This window comes from Desulfurobacterium sp. TC5-1 (genome assembly GCF_000421485.1).
Classification (GTDB): Bacteria; Aquificota; Aquificia; order Desulfurobacteriales; family Desulfurobacteriaceae; genus Desulfurobacterium_A.
In genome coordinates, this window is sequence record NZ_ATXC01000001.1 from 825,675 (window position 1) to 842,400 (window position 16,726).

Sequence of the window (16,726 nt, forward strand, 5' to 3'; positions counted from 1 at the left end):
TAACAGAGGTTAAAGTATGAATTTTTCAAAAATAGCAATTGAGGATTATATACTATCTTTCTTAAAAGAGGATATAGGTTTTACCGGTGATATAACCTCCGCGGCATTACCAGGAAGAAAAATAAGAGCAAGGCTCGAGGCAAAAGATGACTTTATTTTGGCTGGAACACCTTTCTTCCAGAAAGTATTTGAAGTTTTAGATAGCAATTTCAAGTTTTCATGGAAAAAGAAAGAAGGGGAACAAGTGAAAGCTGGTGAAATAATAGGCTACATAGAGGGCGGAGAAAAATCTCTGCTAATAGGCGAACGAACAGCTCTTAATTTACTTCAACATCTTTCAGGAATAGCTACCAACACCTATAAGTATGCAAAAGTTTTACAAGGGACAAAAATAAAACTATTAGACACCAGAAAGACCTCTCCAGGACTTAGATATTTTGAAAAATATGCAACAAGAATTGGCGGTGCCTTCAACCACAGAATGGGACTCTACGACGCAGTCATGATTAAAGACAATCACATTAAAGCTTACGGAAATGTAACAAATGCAGTAAATACAATCTATAAAAATATTCCTGTAACAACAATAATAGAGGTTGAAATAGAAAACTGGGATCAACTCAAAGAAACTCTTAATGTTAAAGACATGATAAACATCATCATGTTAGATAACTGGGAAATATCAGAATTGGACAAAGCTATAAAATTTATCAGAAATGAATTAAATCATGCTAAAATAGAAATATCTGGGGGAATAACTCTGGAAAAGTTAAAGGAATTAAGAACCAAAGATATAGATTTTGTGTCAACAAGTAAGCTTATAACCAATGCAAAATGGGTTGATATAAGTATGGAGGTAGAATGAACATTCATCCGTTGAATCTCTTAGATGCCGTTCTTGTGATAATACTGGGGTGGAACTTTTTTAGAGGCTTTAATAAGGGTGCTATCGAAGAAATTTTATCCATCGCAGGCATCGGTATAAGTATTTTTATAGCTGTCAAAAGCGCCCATGTTGTTGCAGCAAAATTCGTTTCCGACCCTGACGCACCAATAATCATTATGACAGGATTCGTCATCTATGGCATCCTATTTCTTATATCTAAATATATCGCTTTCACTTTAAACTCTCTATATTCAAAAGGTTTTTTAGGACTGTTAAACAACCTTTTAGGATTTTTGTTTGGAATCTTCAGAGGTATTCTCCTCACCTCAATATTTTTACTCTTTATAGGTGCAACAATGCCGGACAGTTACCTTATAAAAACAAGTTATCTTGGAGGATTTTTTGCACCTGTGACAGACATAGTGGTTTCTCTACTACCCGAAAAGGCAAAGAAAAAGGTTGAAAAAAACTGGAAAACCGCTGAAGCCATTCTTCTCAAAAACAGAAAAGCGTGGAAGGAATAAAAAAGCCCGCTCAAAGCGGGCTTTTAAAAATACTTCAATCACCTTACATCAAACGCCAACAGATGCCATATACTTAATTAAATCACCAAGTCTGTTTGAATAGCCAAACTCATTGTCGTACCAGGAAATTATCTTAACCAAGTTTCCACCTATTACATCAGTAGATTTTCCATCTACTATGGAAGAACGTCTATCACCTATGTAATCAACAGAAACGAGCTCTTCATCTGTATAACCTAAAATACCTTTCAGTTTACCTTCTGCTGCCTCTTTCAGAGCAGCATTTACTTCTTCAACAGTAACTTCTTTGTTAACAATACATACAAAATCAATTAGAGAAACATCAGGTGTTGGAACTCTTATAGAAATCCCATTAAATTTACCTTTAAGCTCAGGAATAACAAGACCTACCGCTTTAGCAGCACCTGTGGTTGTTGGTACCATTGATACAGCAGCTGCTCTTGCCCTTCTCAAATCCTTATGGGGCGCATCAAGGAGACGCTGGTCAGCAGTATAAGAGTGAACTGTTGTTAAAAATCCTTTTTCTATACCAAAATTTTCAAGCAACACCTTTGCAACAGGCGCAAGGCAATTAGTAGTACAGGAGGCATTTGAAATGATGTAGTGCTTTTCCGGATCATAATCTGTGTGATTTACACCAACGACAAACGTGGCATCTGGTTCTTTTGCAGGTGCCGAGATAAGAACTCTCTTTGCCCCTGCATCAAGATGCTTTGAAGCACCAGTTCTATCCCTAAACCTTCCAGTGGCTTCTAAAACCACATCGACCTCAAGTTCTTTCCAGGGCAACTTTGCAGGATCCTTCTCCGCATAAACGGTTATTTCTTTGCCGTCTATAACAAGTTTATCCCCTTTTACTTCCACCGTTCCGGGAAATTTACCGTGTACAGAGTCGTATTTTAAAAGATGAGCAAGTGTAGCAGCATCCGTTAAATCGTTTATTGCCACGATTTCAATTTCATCATCTCCTAAAATGGCACGGTGAAAACATCTTCCAATTCTTCCATAACCATTGATGGCAACTCTTACACCCATTATAATCCTCCCTTAAGCGGTTTATTTCTAACACTTAAATGATAAACTTTATTCAGTACATTTACAACAAAATGAGGTTTTAAAATGCTTGCTCTTGCCACCATTGGACTATGTGCAGCAGGAATAGCAACAGGAATACTAACGGTTCAGCTAAGAAGAACAGCTCAAATAAAGAAAAAACTTACCGGTCTGTTTTCACTTCCCGATAAAGTAAACTGGAACGAACTTATCTACTGTATCGAAAAAGAGATTAGCGAGAGAAAAAGCCGGGATAACATTCATTTATTGTCTCAAGCTCTAAACCTCCTTAACGAAGGTCTCGTTATTATGTCACCCTCCGGGAAACTTATATACACTAACAGATTTGCCAGAGAACTTCTCGATATAGATAAAGAAAACTACAAAGGTAGATACTTCTACCAGGTAATAAGTGACTTGGATGTAATAACATTTATTAATGAAAATTTTGATAAAAAGTACAACGTCTGGGAAAGTAAAAAGATAAAAAACCGTTATATACAACTTGTATTCGCTGCAGATGTAGAAGAAAAAGTTTTGCTGCTCAGAGATCTCACACAAATCAAAAAGTACGAAAATCTCAAGAGAGATTTCATTGCAAATGTATCCCACGAACTTAAAACACCTGTTGCAACACTTAAACTATTAATGGAAACCCTTGAAGATGAGTGCGAAGAGAACAAAACCGCAACAGAATTTATCAAAAAAGCACAGGGAAGAATAGAATATATGGAACAACTCATCCAAGACTTAATAACATTAACGATGTTAGAAACCAGTAAAGGCATCCCGTTTGAAAAGAAAAAAATTAAATTGAAGCCTATAATCGATAAAATAATAGAGGAAACGAGTGTAATAGCCAAAAAGAAAAATGTAGAAGTAAAATCTCACCTTCCTGAAGATCTTGAGGTAACAGGTGATGAAAGGCTTTTCTACTTCGTGTTCAGAAATCTTATAGACAATGCCATAAAGTACAACCACGAAGGTGGAAAAGTGGACATAAAATACTCAACGCTTCCTAAAGAACAAGAAATTTCTGTCTGTGATACAGGTCCTGGTATTCCAAAATCCCACCTTCCATTTATATTTGAGAGATTTTACAGAGTTGACAAGTCAAGATCCAGAAAGTTAGGTGGTACAGGGCTTGGATTGTCCATCGTCAAACTTGCCGTTGAAAAGTTAGATGGAAAAGTTGACGTTGAAAGCGAAGTTGGTAAAGGAACATGTTTTAAAGTATATTTCCCGTACCCGTAACTGTGTTATCATTGTAACCACCAATTATCTGGAGGTTTCTCCCTTGAGGAAAATAGCTATTGTAGTGGCATTACTACTTTTAACTATTCCATCAGTATCAAGTGCCCAAACGTTAATCTCGGAAAACAAAACTGTACCCACAGAAAACACAACCTTACAACCGGTAATAAAAGAGATAAAAATTGAAGGAAACACCTATTTGCCAAAAGAAAGCATAATTTACAGGATATCTCTAAAGCCCGGAGAACCTTTAAACACCGAGAAAGTAGCAGAAGATATAAAAAACATCTTTTCCCTGGGATACTACAAAACCATAGAAGTCATTGAAGAAAAAGCAGGAAACCAGGTGATTCTAAAATATATACTAAAAGAAAAGCCAATAGTCGAAGCCGTGAATTTTGAAGGGAATAAACACATATCAACCAGAGAACTAAAGAAAAAAATAGAATTTGACGAAGGCAATTTTACAGGACACGTAATATCCTACGAAAAACTCGAAAAAATAAAGAACAGAATAATTAGCGTTTATCACGAAAAAGGCTACATAAATGTTAAAGTTAACTATAATGTATCCCAAATTGAACCCCAAAAAGTCAAAGTGACATTTAAAATAGATGAAGGACAGAAAGCTTACGTCTGCAAAATCATAATAAAAGGAAATAAAGCCATAGACACAGATGAAATAAAAGGCGTTCTCCTTACAAAGGAACGCTGTATATGGAAATTAAGATTTCATCCATCTCTCGTTAAGGAAAACCTTAAAAAAGATGTGGAAAGAATTAAAAAACTCTATGAAAGCAAAGGATATATTGATATAAAAGTTGGAAATCCCATAATAAAGAAACTTGACGGTTGCTACGAAGTCATATACCCCATTTTAGAAGAAGGGCCACAATATTTCTTTGGAAAAATTGCGATTAGAGGAAATACCCTTTTCACATCAAAAGAACTTCTAAAGTTAGTAGATGAACTCAAACCTAAAAATCCCTATAATCCAGAATTATTAACCATATTCTCAATAAAAGTAGCAAGACTCTACGGTAAGTATGGATACATCTTTGCATCAACTACTCCCGAAACAAAAATTGACAGGAAAAACCACACGATAAATGTCACTTTTATCATTCATGAGGGAGAAAGAGCAAAAGTAAGATACATAAACATTAAAGGAAACTACGACAGCCGCGACAGAACGGTAAGAAGAGAACTTGACATATACGAAACAGGCATATTTAACACTGAAAAGCTGGAACGCTCCATCAGAAGACTATACAACACGGGCTACTACGAAGCTGTCAACGTAGAACCTAAAGTTGTGGACAAAAATCTTTTAGACATTGACGTAAATCTTAAAGAGCGTCTAACAGGCATCTTCTCCATCGGTATCGGATACAGCTCCATGACAAAATTGACTGCAATGCTATCTTTGAGAAAAGGTAACCTTTTCGGAACCGGTGATTCAATATTCATATCAGGTCAATTCGGTTCATCCATCACCTACTTCGACATTGGATACAACCACAAGTGGTGGCTCAATCAACCGCAAACACTTGGATTGAGAGTTTACAACCACAAAAATGAATACACAACATACACCAGCTACAAGAAAGGCTTTTCCTTCAATGTTTATAGAAGAGTCAAAAAAGATTGGAACGTTGGGATAGGCTACACTCTTGAAAAGAACACAATAAGCGACATAGATCCCAACGCAACAAGCATTGTCAAGGAAGAAGAAGGAACTTCAATTATAGGGCTCCTTTCCTCAAGAGTTACCCTCGATTTGAGAGACAACCGATTCCTTCCACACAGAGGATTTATGTTTAGTTTAAGTACAAAAGTAGCTGGTCAAGCCCTTGGTGGTGATAGCAATTTCTACGAAGCGGTTGCAGATGTATCAAAATATATCTATCTCGATGACCTATCTGAAAATTACAAAATACCCATTGTTCTATCAGCACATCTAAAAGCAGGTTTTGCAGACACCTACGGCAAAACGGAAGAGGTTCCCATAGATTACAGATTCTTCGTTGGCGGAGATACAACTGTCAGAGGATTCCGCTGGGGTGAGGCAGGTCCTGTAGATATTAATGGCGACCCTGAAGGAGCAAACAGAGAACTTGTTATGAACTTTGAAATAGGCTACGATATATCAAATAACCTTCGTTTCATCGGATTCTTCGACATAGGCGCAGGATGGTGGAACGAAGTTGACTTTGGAACACTTAGAAAAGCAGCAGGTGGCGGCATAAGAGTGATGACACCGGTTGGACCAATAAGATTAGACATAGGTTACAAACTTGACAAAAAGCCCGGAGAAAGTGCTTCAGAATGGCATTTTGGACTTGGAACTTACTTCTAAAACAAAGGGAGGAAATTAAAATGGAGAAATTTAGAAAGTTGATGTTAACCTTAATAGGAACTTTCATTATCATTGGAGTGGGAACCGTTAAGGCAAAAGCGGATAGCTTTGCAGTTTACTACATAGACATGCAAAAATTAATAAATGAGTCACCTCAGGGCAAAAAGGCAAAAACTGAATTAGAAGCAGAGATTAAAAAGGCTGAATCACAGCTCAAAAAGTTAGCAAAAGAGATTGAACAGTTAAAAAAAGAACTTTCATCACCCCTCATCAGTCAGAAAACGAAGCAACAGAAAGAGACTGAAATACAAACAAAGATTCTCCAGTACAGACAACTACAACAAAAAAGCCAAAAATTGCTTTCAAAATTTGAGAGGGAGCTTACAGCCAAAATCCTTAAGGACGTATTTAAAATCGTTGAAAAGTACAGAATAGAACACAATATTCCAATGATTGTTGAAAAGAATGAGGCAGGAATAATATCTGCAGATCCAAAGTATGACCTAACAGATAAAATCCTTAAACTTTATAGCAGGGCAGGCAAATAATGGAAGTTAGCATCGGTGAAATAGCAAAGTCAATTGGATGCAGAGTAAAAGGCAACCCGGATATTAAGATAAAGGGTGTAAATGAGATACAGAAAGCTAAGGAAGGTGAACTCACCTTCCTTACAAATCCAAAGTATGAAAAATTTCTCAGAACAACAGGCGCTTCTGCCGTTATCGTCGGAAAAGAGTACAACGTTCCTATAACACAATTAATCTGCGAAGAACCTTACGTAGCATTTGCAAAAATCCTATCAATGCTGATAAAAGAACCCCACCCGGAGCCAGGAATTTCAAAGACAGCTACTATTGACGAAACAGCAACTATAGGGAACAACGTCTATATAGGAGACCACGTATTCATAGGAAAAGAATGTAAAATCGGCAACAATGTTAAAATATATCCAGGCGTTGTAATAGGTAACCGTTGTGAAATAGGTGATAACAGTGTAATTTTTGCTAATGTCACCATCTACCACGACGTTAAAATTGGCAAAAACGTAAGAATACACAGTGGAACAGTAATAGGTTCAGACGGCTTCGGATACGCATTCAGCAAAAAAGAGATGAAAATTTACAAAGTTCCCCAGATTGGAAGAGTAATCATAGGAAACGACGTTGAAATAGGCGCAAACACAACAATAGACAGAGGAACCATAGGTGATACTGTCATAGGAGATGGCACAAAGATAGACAATCTTGTCCAGATAGCACACAACGATAAAATCGGAAAAAACTGTTTCATTGTCTCTCAGGTGGGAATCTCCGGTTCTACAGAAATTGGCGACAATGTCACACTTGCAGGGCAGGTAGGCGTTGCCGGACACATTAAAATAGGAAGTAACATAACAGTCGGTGCTAAATCTGGTGTGACCAAATCCATTACAAAGCCCGGCATCTACGCCGGTTTCCCGATAAAAGATTTTAGAACGTGGAGAAAAACGGAAGCCCTGATTAATCGTCTGCCTGAAATTTACGAGAAAATTAAATCCTTTCTCTCTACGAAGGAGCAAAAAAGTTGAAAATTGCACACATATCCGACAGCCACCTTGGATATGCACAGTACAACCTAATTGAACGGAAGGCAGACTTCTTTAAAGCTTTTGAACAGGCAATAGATAGAATCATAGAATCCAATGTTGACCTTGTAATACACACGGGAGACCTTTTTGAATCTCCACAACCTGACATGACTTCTCTTTCAAAAGCGATAAAACAGTTTAAGAAGCTAAAAGAAAAAAGAATCCCCGTAGTTGCAATTACAGGGAATCACGACAGAACACTCAGAAAAGGGAAAATCCCACCGCAGAAAATCTTAGAAGATCTCGGACTGCTACAACTTATCTCACCTTACGGTGAAAAGGTTTTCGGCGACCTTTACATAGCAGGTATCCAGTTCATGCCTGGAAGCCATCTGAAAGAGTTATCTAAAAAAATCTTCCCTGAATTTTCTGAAAATGCAGTAAAACACAGATTCTCAATCTTTATGTTCCACCAGGGCATAGATACCTACCTTCCGTACGAAGGCGCAGCTGAAATGAGCATGTCTGACCTACCTGAAGGATTCACATACTATGCTGGTGGGCATATCCACAACTTTATTCACGAAACTAAAAGCTATTTCTTCAGCTACGCAGGTGTAACAGAATTTAGAACAGTAAAAGAGGCAGAAAGCACCAGCAGAGGATTTAACATAATAGATCTTGAAAAGAAGTCATTAGAGAGAATCAAACTTGAAAATTTAAGGGATTTCTTATCATTTACGATAGAGGAAGGAAAAGACGAGAACGTGAAACTGGAAGAAATAACAGAAAAGGCATCTGAATGTCCGATTCCTCCAATTGTAGTGATAAAGTACCTCTACACCGAAAAACCATTTTCAGAAACAACTGCCATCAAACGATTAAAAGAAAAAGCTCTAATAGTAAGAGTTCTTCAAAAAAACATTTCAGAAAAAGAGACAGAAAAACTTAAAAAGACAACATCTATAGAAGAAATTGTAAGAAATTACTTTAAAGACCAGAGAAAATTTGTCCAGGATTTAAGCGTGGAATTGGCAACGTCTTCAACCGAACACACAGCAGAAATCCTCTTAAAGTTTTTAGAGGAGAAGACAGGATTAAAGATAACATTCTAACTTTCATAGAAGAAACACTTTTAGACATCCTTTCACCTGAATACTGTGCCGTATGTGGAAAGTTTCTCATTGGCAAGCACAGAAAAATCACCTGTGAAGAGTGCTGGAACATCCACATAAGACCGTTTTCAGGAAAAAAATGCGCGGTATGCGGATATCCCTTAAAACTTTCGCCAGGAAGCGAACCTCTTTGCAGAGATTGTTTCGAAAAAAGCAGAAAATTTGCTTTCTCTGGCGTATCGTATTTTGGACTCTACAAAGGTCTCCTTGAAATAGCTATCAAAACCTTCAAAATCGCAAAACGCCGGGAAATCGGAAAAGAGATCGGCCAAACGATATCCAACCACCTAAAAAAATTTCTATCTGGAAATAAAATAGACATCATCATCCCTGTTCCCCTTCATCCTGAAGAACTAAAGGCAAGAGGTTTCAACCAGTGTCACTTAATCCTGTCCGCTGCAAATGTTCCATTCATAGATGGCGTTGAAAAGAGATTCCATGGAAGAAAACAAGCTTTACTCTCAAAACAGGAAAGGAAAGAAAACGTTAAAGGACTATTTGCTGTAAAAGAAAATGTAATACCTCAAATAAAGGGAAAAAGGATATGCCTGTTTGACGATATATTTACCACAGGAAGCACCGTCAACGAAATAGCACAAGAACTCATTAAAGCCGGTGCCGATGCCGTCTACGTTTACACAGTCGCACGCTCCATCAAAAAATCAAAATAGTATAATTTCTATAAAACCTTTTAAGGGAGACAAAGATGAAAAAAATAGGATACATTATAAGTGCTTTCTTATTCTTAGTTTTTGGAACAAAAGCAATAGCTTCCGCATATACAGGTTTTAAACCTCTAAAAAAAGGTGATTGGTCAAAATACACGATAATAAGTGAAGATGGAAAGAAAACAACACTAACCTACATATACGGCGGAAAAGAGAAAGTTAATGGAAAAACTATCAACATAGTGGAGTTTTCAGGAAGGTATGGAAAAAACATGGCAGGAATAATACAGCTGTGGCTTGATGAAAAAGACCAACCGGTCAAGACTATAATGAAAACACCAGACGGACAACTTATATGTTTTGCAGGTGGCTCAACGATGGGACCTCAGGTGCAGGAAAATCCACATACAAAGACACCGGAAAAGTTCAAACCGACAAGACCAAAAATTCACTTTGGAACATATAAAACACCAACAGGTAAAAAAGTTCCTGTAGCAATTTTCAAAACAGAAACCGGTGAAACATGGGTGAGTAGCAATGTTCCTTTTGGCATAGTTAAACAGGTAGAAAACGGCAGAGTGACAATGTACCTAAAAGATTTTGGAACAGGCAGAAAAACAAAAATTCCTCTCGATGAAGCAAAAAGCTGCCAACCTTTCAACTTTCCAGGATTTCCAGGAATGGTGCCTCAAAACATACCAACCATTCCTCAATACTAAGGTATAATGGCCGTAAAAGATTGCGAGGAAACAATGGCTCTACTATTCTCCAGCATTGAAGAATTGAAAGCGTTTGCCGAGAGAAAAAGAAAAGAAGGCAAAAAGATAGTATTTACAAATGGCTGCTTTGACATTATCCATGCAGGTCACATTGATTACCTTGAGAAGGCAAAATCCCTTGGCGATATTTTGATAATAGGTGTTAACAGTGACAGCTCAATTAAAAAAATAAAAGGCGACAAAAGACCAATAGTGCACCAGCAGTATAGAATACGGGTTCTTCAGGGTTTAAAAGCGGTTGATGGAATAATTGTTTTCAACGAAGAGACACCCTTAAACGTTATAAAAGCTCTAAAGCCTGACATCTTAGTTAAAGGTGCCGATTGGCCCCTTGAAAAGATAGTAGGAAGGGAATACGCAAAAAAAGTTGAAAGGATAGAATTCGCCTACGATATATCTACATCAAAAATTATAGAAAAGGTTCTAAAAATTCACGGGTGCAAGTAAGAACAAAACCTTGACAAAACAGCAGCAGTATAGTAAATTCCACCTGCCCGCTACATTTTCGGCGTTTTTGTTAAAAACGCCAACTACCGGAGGATTCAGAATGAAAACCTTCATGCAGAAGAAGGAAGAGGTTAAAAGAGACTGGTACGTTGTTGATGCTACCGGAAAAACTCTTGGAAGACTTGCCTCTGAAATTGCAAAGATACTCATAGGCAAGCACAAGCCCACTTACACACCCCACGTTGACGGTGGAGACTTCGTAGTTGTAGTAAACGCTGAGAAAATCTACGCCAGCGGTAAGAAGCTCAACCAGAAAATCTACTACAAGCACACCGGTTACTTTGGACATTTGAAAGAAAGAACTCTTAAAGACATGCTCAAAGAAAAGCCGGAAGAGGTAATCAAGATTGCCGTAAGGGGAATGCTCCCAAAGAATAAGCTTAGAGATAGGAGGATGAAGAGACTTAAAGTGTACGCAGGTCCAAACCATCCTCATGCTGCACAAAATCCTAAACCTCTTGAATTTTAATGGAGGATTCAATGGCTGAAATGAGATATTACGGAACTGGAAAGAGAAAAACGGCAATTGCAAGAGTCTGGATAATTCCTAACGGCTCTGGCAAGATCACCGTAAACAGACAAGATGCAAAAGACTACTTTGGAAGACTTGCTCTTCTTAAAATAATGGAACAACCCTTTGACGTTACAGGAACAAACGGAAGATTTGATGTATGGTGCACGGTAAAAGGTGGAGGAAAGTCTGCTCAGGCAGATGCTGTTAAGTTTGGTATTGCCAAAGCACTATTGGCCTTCAACCCTGAATTAAGGCCAGTTCTTAAAAAAGCAGGATTCCTCACAAGAGACGCACGTATCAAAGAAAGGAAGAAGTACGGACAGAGAGGCGCACGTGCAAGGTACCAGTGGTCAAAACGTTAAGATATCTATTATCGGTGCTTCAGGATATACAGGGGCGGAGCTTCTCCGCCTTCTTTCTTTTCACCCGTTCGCAAACGTAGTCTCAGTAACATCCCGCCAGTTTGAAGGAAAAAGGATAAAGGATGTCTTTCCGCACCTTTCAAGAATGAAATTTGAAAATCTAAAATTTGAAAGCTACGAAAAAGAAAAAATTGCCGAAAAATCCGACGTTGTATTTTTATGTCTTCCTCACAAAACTGCATATCCAATAGTAAAAGAACTCTACGAAACAAAAAAGACACTTAAAATCATAGATTTCAGTGCCGATTTTAGATTTAAAAATCCGGAAATCTACGAAAAAACCTACGGCGTAAACCACACGGCAAAAGAACTTTTTCAAAAAAGTGCATACGGACTTCCAGAAATCAACAGGGAAGAGATAAAGATAAAAAATGTCATTGCAAACCCGGGTTGCTACCCTACAAGTGTAATATTGGGACTTTACCCTGCTAAGAAAGCAGGACTTGTAGAAACCTCTTTTCCTGTAATTGCTGACAGCAAATCCGGCTTAACCGGTGCAGGCAGAAAATCAACGTTAGACTTCACATTCTGCGAAGTAAATGAGTCTTTCAAAGCCTACGCCGTAGAAGGCCACAGACATGCACCTGAAATAGCGGAAAAGCTTGAAATTGAAAGTGTAAGATTTACACCTCATTTAATTCCTATGAACAGAGGAATTCTCTCTACCATATATTTCAAGACCCAAAGCTCAAAAGAGGAATTAAGAAGAGTCTATGAAGAGTTTTACAGTAACGAATACTTCATAAGACTTAGAGAAAAACCACCTAAAACCTCAGACGTTGCAGGAACAAACTTCTGCGACATTTACGTAACAAAAGATGAAAGTACAGGTCTGGGAATTGTGGTATCTGTAATAGACAATATTGGAAAAGGTGCTTCTGGACAGGCCGTTCAAAACATGAACATTATCTGTGGCTTTCCTGAAACAACGGGTCTTGAGTTTCCAGGGAACTGGATATAAGACTTCCTTTAACTCCCTCCACCGCATATCTTAATTACAGAACAAAAATCCGTTCAAAGAGGTAACCATGACTAAATTTATTGATAGAGCGAAAATTTACGTTAAAGGTGGCGACGGCGGAAACGGTTGTGTCGCTTTCAGAAGGGAGAAATTTGTTCCTAAAGGTGGTCCTGCAGGCGGTGACGGTGGAAGAGGCGGAAGTGTTATTCTGGTTGCAGATAGTGGTATGCACACACTCCTCGACTTTAAATACAAGCGCCACTTTAAAGCAGAAAGGGGGAGACACGGCGAAGGAAACAAAAGAACGGGAAAAAGTGGTAAAGATTTAATAATAAAAGTCCCTGTCGGGACAGTAGTAAAAGACGCAGAGACCGGTGAGATAATAGGTGATCTGACAAAGGTCGGCGAAAAATTAGTCGTAGCAAGAGGTGGAAAAGGCGGTAGAGGTAACGCTGCTTTTGCAACACCGACACGTCAGGCCCCCGACTTTGCAGAGCCGGGAGAACCCGGAGAAGAAAGGTGGATAGAACTTGAACTAAAACTCATTGCAGATGTCGGACTCATAGGATTCCCGAATGCCGGTAAATCAACATTCCTATCACGGATCACAGCTGCAAAACCAGAAATAGCCGATTACCCATTTACCACTCTAAGGCCTATACTTGGCGTTGCAAAAGTTGACAACTTTTCTTTTGTTGTTGCTGACATTCCCGGACTCATAGAAGGGGCCCACGCCGGAAAAGGTCTTGGTCATGAATTCTTAAGACACGTTGAAAGGACAAAACTACTGCTACACCTGATAGATCTTTCAGATTTGACCAGGGAACCGGAAGAAGCCTTTGAAAAGATTAACAAAGAACTTAAACTTTACTCTCCAAAGCTTTCCGAAAAACCACAGATAGTTGTAGGAACAAAGATAGATGCAGTAACAGATAAATCAAAAATAGAAAAGGCAAAAAGATACTTTGAAAGTAAAGGTTATCCCTTCTTTGCCATATCTTCAGTAACAGGTGAAGGCGTAACCGAACTTTTAAGGTTTGTCTCAGAAAAGGTTAAAGAACAGAAGAAGGAGAAGGAAATTTAACTGTCTTCTCCTTTTTCAAACTTCTCAATCTCAACCTTGAGAGAGTTTTTAAACCAGATATCGTTCTGCGGAAACGGTATTTCAACGCCGGCCTTTTTAAGTTCTCTCCACACGTTGTAGTAAAAACGGCTCCGTATCTCCTCTATTTTTATATCTCGCCGTATATCAATCCAGAAAGAGGCTATAAAGATAAGTGCACTATCTCCCAGCTCCCAGAACCAAACTGAAGGTCTTGGCGCCTTCAAAACACCAGGCATCTTCTCAAGAACAGAAAGAATAACCTTCCTAACCGTCTCAGGAGCAGAAGAGTAAGCAACACCAATGGGAATTCTCAACCTCACCAAAGGATCATGATGGGAAAAGTTAACTATTGGAGAAGAGATAAAATTAGAATTAGGAATGGCTATCTCCACGCCGTCGTTTGTCCTTATTAAAGTTGAGAGAATACCTATATCCTCTATTTTACCGAAAACGTTCCTATCCCTATTACCAAGAGTTGGAACAGAAATTGGCAACTCTACAATGTCTCCAATCTTCAATTTCTTACTGAAAAGGAGAATAAAACCGCTCAAATAGTTATTCATGATCGTCTGAAGACCGAAACCGATACCAACACCTAAAGTACCTGCAACAGGTAGCAAAACCTTCCATGTAATACCGAGAGAGGACAAAACAACGATAAAAACAAACAAAATACCTATGTTAAAAATAAGTGCCTCTGCAGAACCACCCTCTATGCTTCTCCTCTCCTTAGGGAAATAAAGTTTTACAAGCTTTTTAAAAATGTTAAGGAGAGAGATAAGCAAGAACGCATAATAAACGGAAAGGACAATGTTATAAAGACTTATCCTCAAAAGGTCCGTCTCTATAAAATAGACATTCTTTAAAATTTTAAAAAATTTATCAATCCCAAAAAACTGTTCAAGAATGGCTTTCAAAACAACAATAAAAAGCAGAGTGACAAACAGTCTAAGATTTTTAATCAAAATAAGAGCATCTCTTTTCCTGAAAAAATGTTTTTCAAAGTAAGTAAAAGCATACTCCATACCCCTCGTTTCCAGAAAGCTGTAAAAAAGACTAACAATTGCAACCAGGCCTATACCTATCAAAGCCTTCATATCAAAAGCGATAAATCCTGAAAGCCAAAGGGCTGAAACGGTAATATAAAAAACAAGAAGGGCCGTAAAGGCTATGCTACGAAGCGTCCCTTTTAAGAGGGAAGATAGCGTCCCTATCAGCGGTAGAAAGGAAAGAACAACAAAAAACTTCTTTATAAAATAAAGAACATTCTCATCAAGCCTCAAAATGTTTAAATGGCTCAAAGTTGAAGTCAAAAATGCACAGACTAGGAAGAAAAATGTCATTATTCTGGGAAAGGAGGAAGCTTGTTCAGCTATAAAAACAGCTCTGGTGAGGTAAACAGAACCTATCAGGATTGAAAAATCTTCAAATATTAACTTTAAAATGTGGCTGGAAACTACTTTTGACAGCGAAAATCCCGCAACAAAAAAGAGAATGCCGCTTAAACTTTCAACAAGCGCTTTCAAAAACCTGTTTTCTATACGTTTTTGAACTAAAACCTTAATAAGCTGAATAAAGGCAAGCAGAGAAAGAGTAAAAGCAATAAGATAAATATCACCACCTGTAATCTCATTCCTGTGAAAAAATAGCATTCAGTACCTCAATAAGGTCTATCACTTTTTACTCTCTCTATATCAGCACCAAGTGCTGACAACTTCTTTTCAAGATTCTCATAGCCTCTCTCAAGGTGGTATATCCTGTAAATTTCTGTCGTATTTTCGGCAGCAAGTCCGGCAACCACAAGGGAAGCACTTGCCCTGAGATCAGTAGCCATAACCTTTGCACCTATAAGTTTCTCCACTCCCCTAACAACAGCGGCATTTCCCTCTATTTTTATATCTGCTCCAAGTCGCTGAAGCTCAAGAACGTGCTGAAATCTATTTTCAAATATAGTCTCTTTTATGATAGAAACACCGTCTGCAAGGCACATGGCAGCCATAAACTGAGCCTGCATGTCAGTTGGAAATCCCGGATAAACCTCCGTAGTGATGTCAGTTCCAACCAGCCTGCCATTGCTTTTAACAAAAACGGTCATCTCATCAACCTTTTCAATAGTGACACCTGCATCCTTAAATTTATCAATCACAGCTCCTAAAACATCATAAGGGAACTCTTCTATTACAAGTTCACCACCGGCAGCCGCAACGCAGGCAACAAATGTTCCTGCTTCAATCCTATCAGGCATAACCGTATAGTCTATAGTCCCTATAGATTCAACACCTTCAACTTCTATCGTGTCGGTTCCCTCTCCCTCTATAACCGCACCTGCTTTTCTCAAAGCACAAGCAAGGTCAACAATTTCAGGTTCCTTTGCAGCATTCCTTATCACGGTCTTTCCCTTGGCTAAAACTGCTGCCATCAAAAGATTTTCCGTACCCCCAACAGTGGGAAAGTCAAAAACAACTTCAGCACCTTTAAGTCCACCCGGTGCAACAGCATTTATGTAACCGTGTTCTATCCTTATATCAGCTCCAAGCTTTGAAAGGGCTTTAAGATGAAGGTCAACCGGCCTGGCACCTATTGCACAACCACCTGGCAGAGAAACCCTTGCCTTTCCAAATCTTGCAAGAAGAGGACCAAGTGTAAGGACGGAAGCCCTCATAGTTCTAACAAGCTCATAGTCTGCTTCCGTCTTTATGTTAGTTCCCTTAGCAACCTTCAACCTATTTCCTTCAAACTCTGCTTCAAATCCCATATCTGTCAGCAGTGAAATAGCTGTTCTGGTATCTCTTAAGTCAGGAACGTTCGAAATAACAGCATCTTCTGTTAAAATAGCAGCAAAAATAATGGGAAGACTTGCATTTTTTGAACCTGAAACCCTAACCTTCCCCTTTAACGGTTTTCCACCTTTTATAACAAATTTATACATTT

17 protein-coding genes are annotated in these 16,726 nt (G+C 38.4%); 14 read left to right on the forward strand and 3 right to left on the reverse strand.

Annotation, left to right across the window (positions count from 1 at the left end):
* Nucleotides 1-16 precede the first annotated feature (16 nt).
* Both nadC and H153_RS0104250 read left to right on the forward strand, forming a co-directional pair.
* Nucleotides 17-865, forward strand: coding sequence for a carboxylating nicotinate-nucleotide diphosphorylase (gene nadC, locus H153_RS0104245; RefSeq protein ID WP_022846907.1), 849 nt, complete (start codon nt 17-19; stop codon nt 863-865).
* Nucleotides 862-1,410 carry a CvpA family protein gene (locus H153_RS0104250; RefSeq protein ID WP_022846908.1) on the forward strand — a complete coding sequence of 183 codons (549 nt, stop codon included), beginning with the start codon at nt 862-864 and terminating at the stop codon, nt 1,408-1,410. Before nadC ends, H153_RS0104250 begins: the two co-directional genes overlap by 4 nt.
* A gap of 48 nt (nt 1,411-1,458) precedes the next feature.
* Here H153_RS0104250 and gap read toward each other — a convergent pair whose 3' ends face one another.
* Complete coding sequence (gap, locus tag H153_RS0104255; protein WP_022846909.1) at nt 1,459-2,466, reverse strand: type I glyceraldehyde-3-phosphate dehydrogenase; 1,008 nt, start codon at nt 2,464-2,466, stop codon at nt 1,459-1,461.
* A gap of 84 nt (nt 2,467-2,550) precedes the next feature.
* Between gap and H153_RS09275 the strand changes: the two genes are divergently transcribed.
* The 12 genes from H153_RS09275 to obgE all read left to right on the forward strand — a co-directional run bounded on the left by H153_RS09275 (nt 2,551) and on the right by obgE (nt 13,774).
* Nucleotides 2,551-3,738: an ATP-binding protein gene (locus H153_RS09275; RefSeq protein WP_022846910.1), complete on the forward strand. Its 1,188-nt coding sequence runs from the start codon at nt 2,551-2,553 to the stop codon at nt 3,736-3,738.
* 43 nt (nt 3,739-3,781) lie between these two features.
* Entirely contained in the window at nt 3,782-6,097 is a 2,316-nt protein-coding gene (gene bamA, locus H153_RS0104265) for an outer membrane protein assembly factor BamA (protein ID WP_022846911.1), read from the forward strand.
* A 20-nt stretch (nt 6,098-6,117) separates the two neighbouring features.
* Complete coding sequence (locus H153_RS09280) at nt 6,118-6,645, forward strand: OmpH family outer membrane protein (protein WP_022846912.1); 528 nt, start codon at nt 6,118-6,120, stop codon at nt 6,643-6,645.
* Complete coding sequence (gene lpxD / locus H153_RS0104275; RefSeq protein ID WP_022846913.1) at nt 6,645-7,664, forward strand: UDP-3-O-(3-hydroxymyristoyl)glucosamine N-acyltransferase; 1,020 nt, start codon at nt 6,645-6,647, stop codon at nt 7,662-7,664. The genes H153_RS09280 and lpxD overlap by 1 nt, the downstream gene beginning before the upstream one ends.
* Entirely contained in the window at nt 7,661-8,779 is a 1,119-nt protein-coding gene (locus H153_RS09285) for an exonuclease SbcCD subunit D (protein ID WP_022846914.1), read from the forward strand. Before lpxD ends, H153_RS09285 begins: the two co-directional genes overlap by 4 nt.
* Nucleotides 8,780-8,805: 26 nt before the next feature.
* Entirely contained in the window at nt 8,806-9,510 is a 705-nt protein-coding gene (locus H153_RS10235) for a ComF family protein (RefSeq protein WP_255348293.1), read from the forward strand.
* A 35-nt stretch (nt 9,511-9,545) separates the two neighbouring features.
* Nucleotides 9,546-10,226, forward strand: a complete 681-nt coding sequence (locus H153_RS0104285) for a hypothetical protein (RefSeq protein ID WP_027720009.1) — start codon at nt 9,546-9,548, stop codon at nt 10,224-10,226.
* A 33-nt stretch (nt 10,227-10,259) separates the two neighbouring features.
* On the forward strand, nt 10,260-10,733 hold the full coding sequence (gene rfaE2, locus H153_RS0104295; RefSeq protein ID WP_022846915.1) for a D-glycero-beta-D-manno-heptose 1-phosphate adenylyltransferase: 474 nt from the start codon (nt 10,260-10,262) through the stop codon (nt 10,731-10,733).
* 100 nt (nt 10,734-10,833) lie between these two features.
* Complete coding sequence (gene rplM, locus H153_RS0104300; RefSeq protein WP_022846916.1) at nt 10,834-11,262, forward strand: 50S ribosomal protein L13; 429 nt, start codon at nt 10,834-10,836, stop codon at nt 11,260-11,262.
* Between the two features lie 11 nt (nt 11,263-11,273).
* On the forward strand, nt 11,274-11,669 hold the full coding sequence (gene rpsI, locus H153_RS0104305; protein WP_022846917.1) for a 30S ribosomal protein S9: 396 nt from the start codon (nt 11,274-11,276) through the stop codon (nt 11,667-11,669).
* Nucleotides 11,641-12,690, forward strand: a complete 1,050-nt coding sequence (gene argC / locus H153_RS0104310) for an N-acetyl-gamma-glutamyl-phosphate reductase (protein ID WP_022846918.1) — start codon at nt 11,641-11,643, stop codon at nt 12,688-12,690. Before rpsI ends, argC begins: the two co-directional genes overlap by 29 nt.
* Nucleotides 12,691-12,757: 67 nt before the next feature.
* A complete protein-coding gene (obgE, locus tag H153_RS0104315) occupies nt 12,758-13,774 on the forward strand; it encodes a GTPase ObgE (RefSeq protein WP_022846919.1) in 1,017 nt (338 codons plus the stop codon).
* Here the strand turns inward: obgE and H153_RS09910 are convergent.
* Together H153_RS09910 and murA are read right to left on the reverse strand one after the other, a co-directional pair.
* Nucleotides 13,771-15,447 carry a mechanosensitive ion channel domain-containing protein gene (locus H153_RS09910; RefSeq protein ID WP_022846920.1) on the reverse strand — a complete coding sequence of 559 codons (1,677 nt, stop codon included), beginning with the start codon at nt 15,445-15,447 and terminating at the stop codon, nt 13,771-13,773. The two genes, obgE and H153_RS09910, sit on opposite strands and share 4 nt — an antisense overlap.
* An 8-nt stretch (nt 15,448-15,455) precedes the next feature.
* Nucleotides 15,456-16,724 (reverse strand): UDP-N-acetylglucosamine 1-carboxyvinyltransferase, encoded by a 1,269-nt coding sequence (murA, locus tag H153_RS0104325; RefSeq protein WP_022846921.1) that lies wholly within the window; start codon nt 16,722-16,724, stop codon nt 15,456-15,458.
* Nucleotides 16,725-16,726 lie beyond the last annotated feature (2 nt).

What these genes read in the sequence shown, in the direction of transcription:
- murA (WP_022846921.1), bottom strand. Translation starts at nt 16,724, where the DNA reads ATGTATAAATTTGTTATAAAAGGTGGAAAACCGTTAAAGGGGAAGGTT.
- obgE (WP_022846919.1), top strand. Translation starts at nt 12,758, where the DNA reads ATGACTAAATTTATTGATAGAGCGAAAATTTACGTTAAAGGTGGCGAC.
- rplM (WP_022846916.1), top strand. Translation starts at nt 10,834, where the DNA reads ATGAAAACCTTCATGCAGAAGAAGGAAGAGGTTAAAAGAGACTGGTAC.
- gap (WP_022846909.1), bottom strand. Translation starts at nt 2,466, where the DNA reads ATGGGTGTAAGAGTTGCCATCAATGGTTATGGAAGAATTGGAAGATGT.
- H153_RS09280 (WP_022846912.1), top strand. Translation starts at nt 6,118, where the DNA reads ATGGAGAAATTTAGAAAGTTGATGTTAACCTTAATAGGAACTTTCATT.
- H153_RS0104285 (WP_027720009.1), top strand. Translation starts at nt 9,546, where the DNA reads ATGAAAAAAATAGGATACATTATAAGTGCTTTCTTATTCTTAGTTTTT.
- rpsI (WP_022846917.1), top strand. Translation starts at nt 11,274, where the DNA reads ATGGCTGAAATGAGATATTACGGAACTGGAAAGAGAAAAACGGCAATT.
- H153_RS09275 (WP_022846910.1), top strand. Translation starts at nt 2,551, where the DNA reads ATGCTTGCTCTTGCCACCATTGGACTATGTGCAGCAGGAATAGCAACA.
- lpxD (WP_022846913.1), top strand. Translation starts at nt 6,645, where the DNA reads ATGGAAGTTAGCATCGGTGAAATAGCAAAGTCAATTGGATGCAGAGTA.
- H153_RS0104250 (WP_022846908.1), top strand. Translation starts at nt 862, where the DNA reads ATGAACATTCATCCGTTGAATCTCTTAGATGCCGTTCTTGTGATAATA.
- H153_RS09910 (WP_022846920.1), bottom strand. Translation starts at nt 15,447, where the DNA reads ATGCTATTTTTTCACAGGAATGAGATTACAGGTGGTGATATTTATCTT.
- rfaE2 (WP_022846915.1), top strand. Translation starts at nt 10,260, where the DNA reads ATGGCTCTACTATTCTCCAGCATTGAAGAATTGAAAGCGTTTGCCGAG.
- nadC (WP_022846907.1), top strand. Translation starts at nt 17, where the DNA reads ATGAATTTTTCAAAAATAGCAATTGAGGATTATATACTATCTTTCTTA.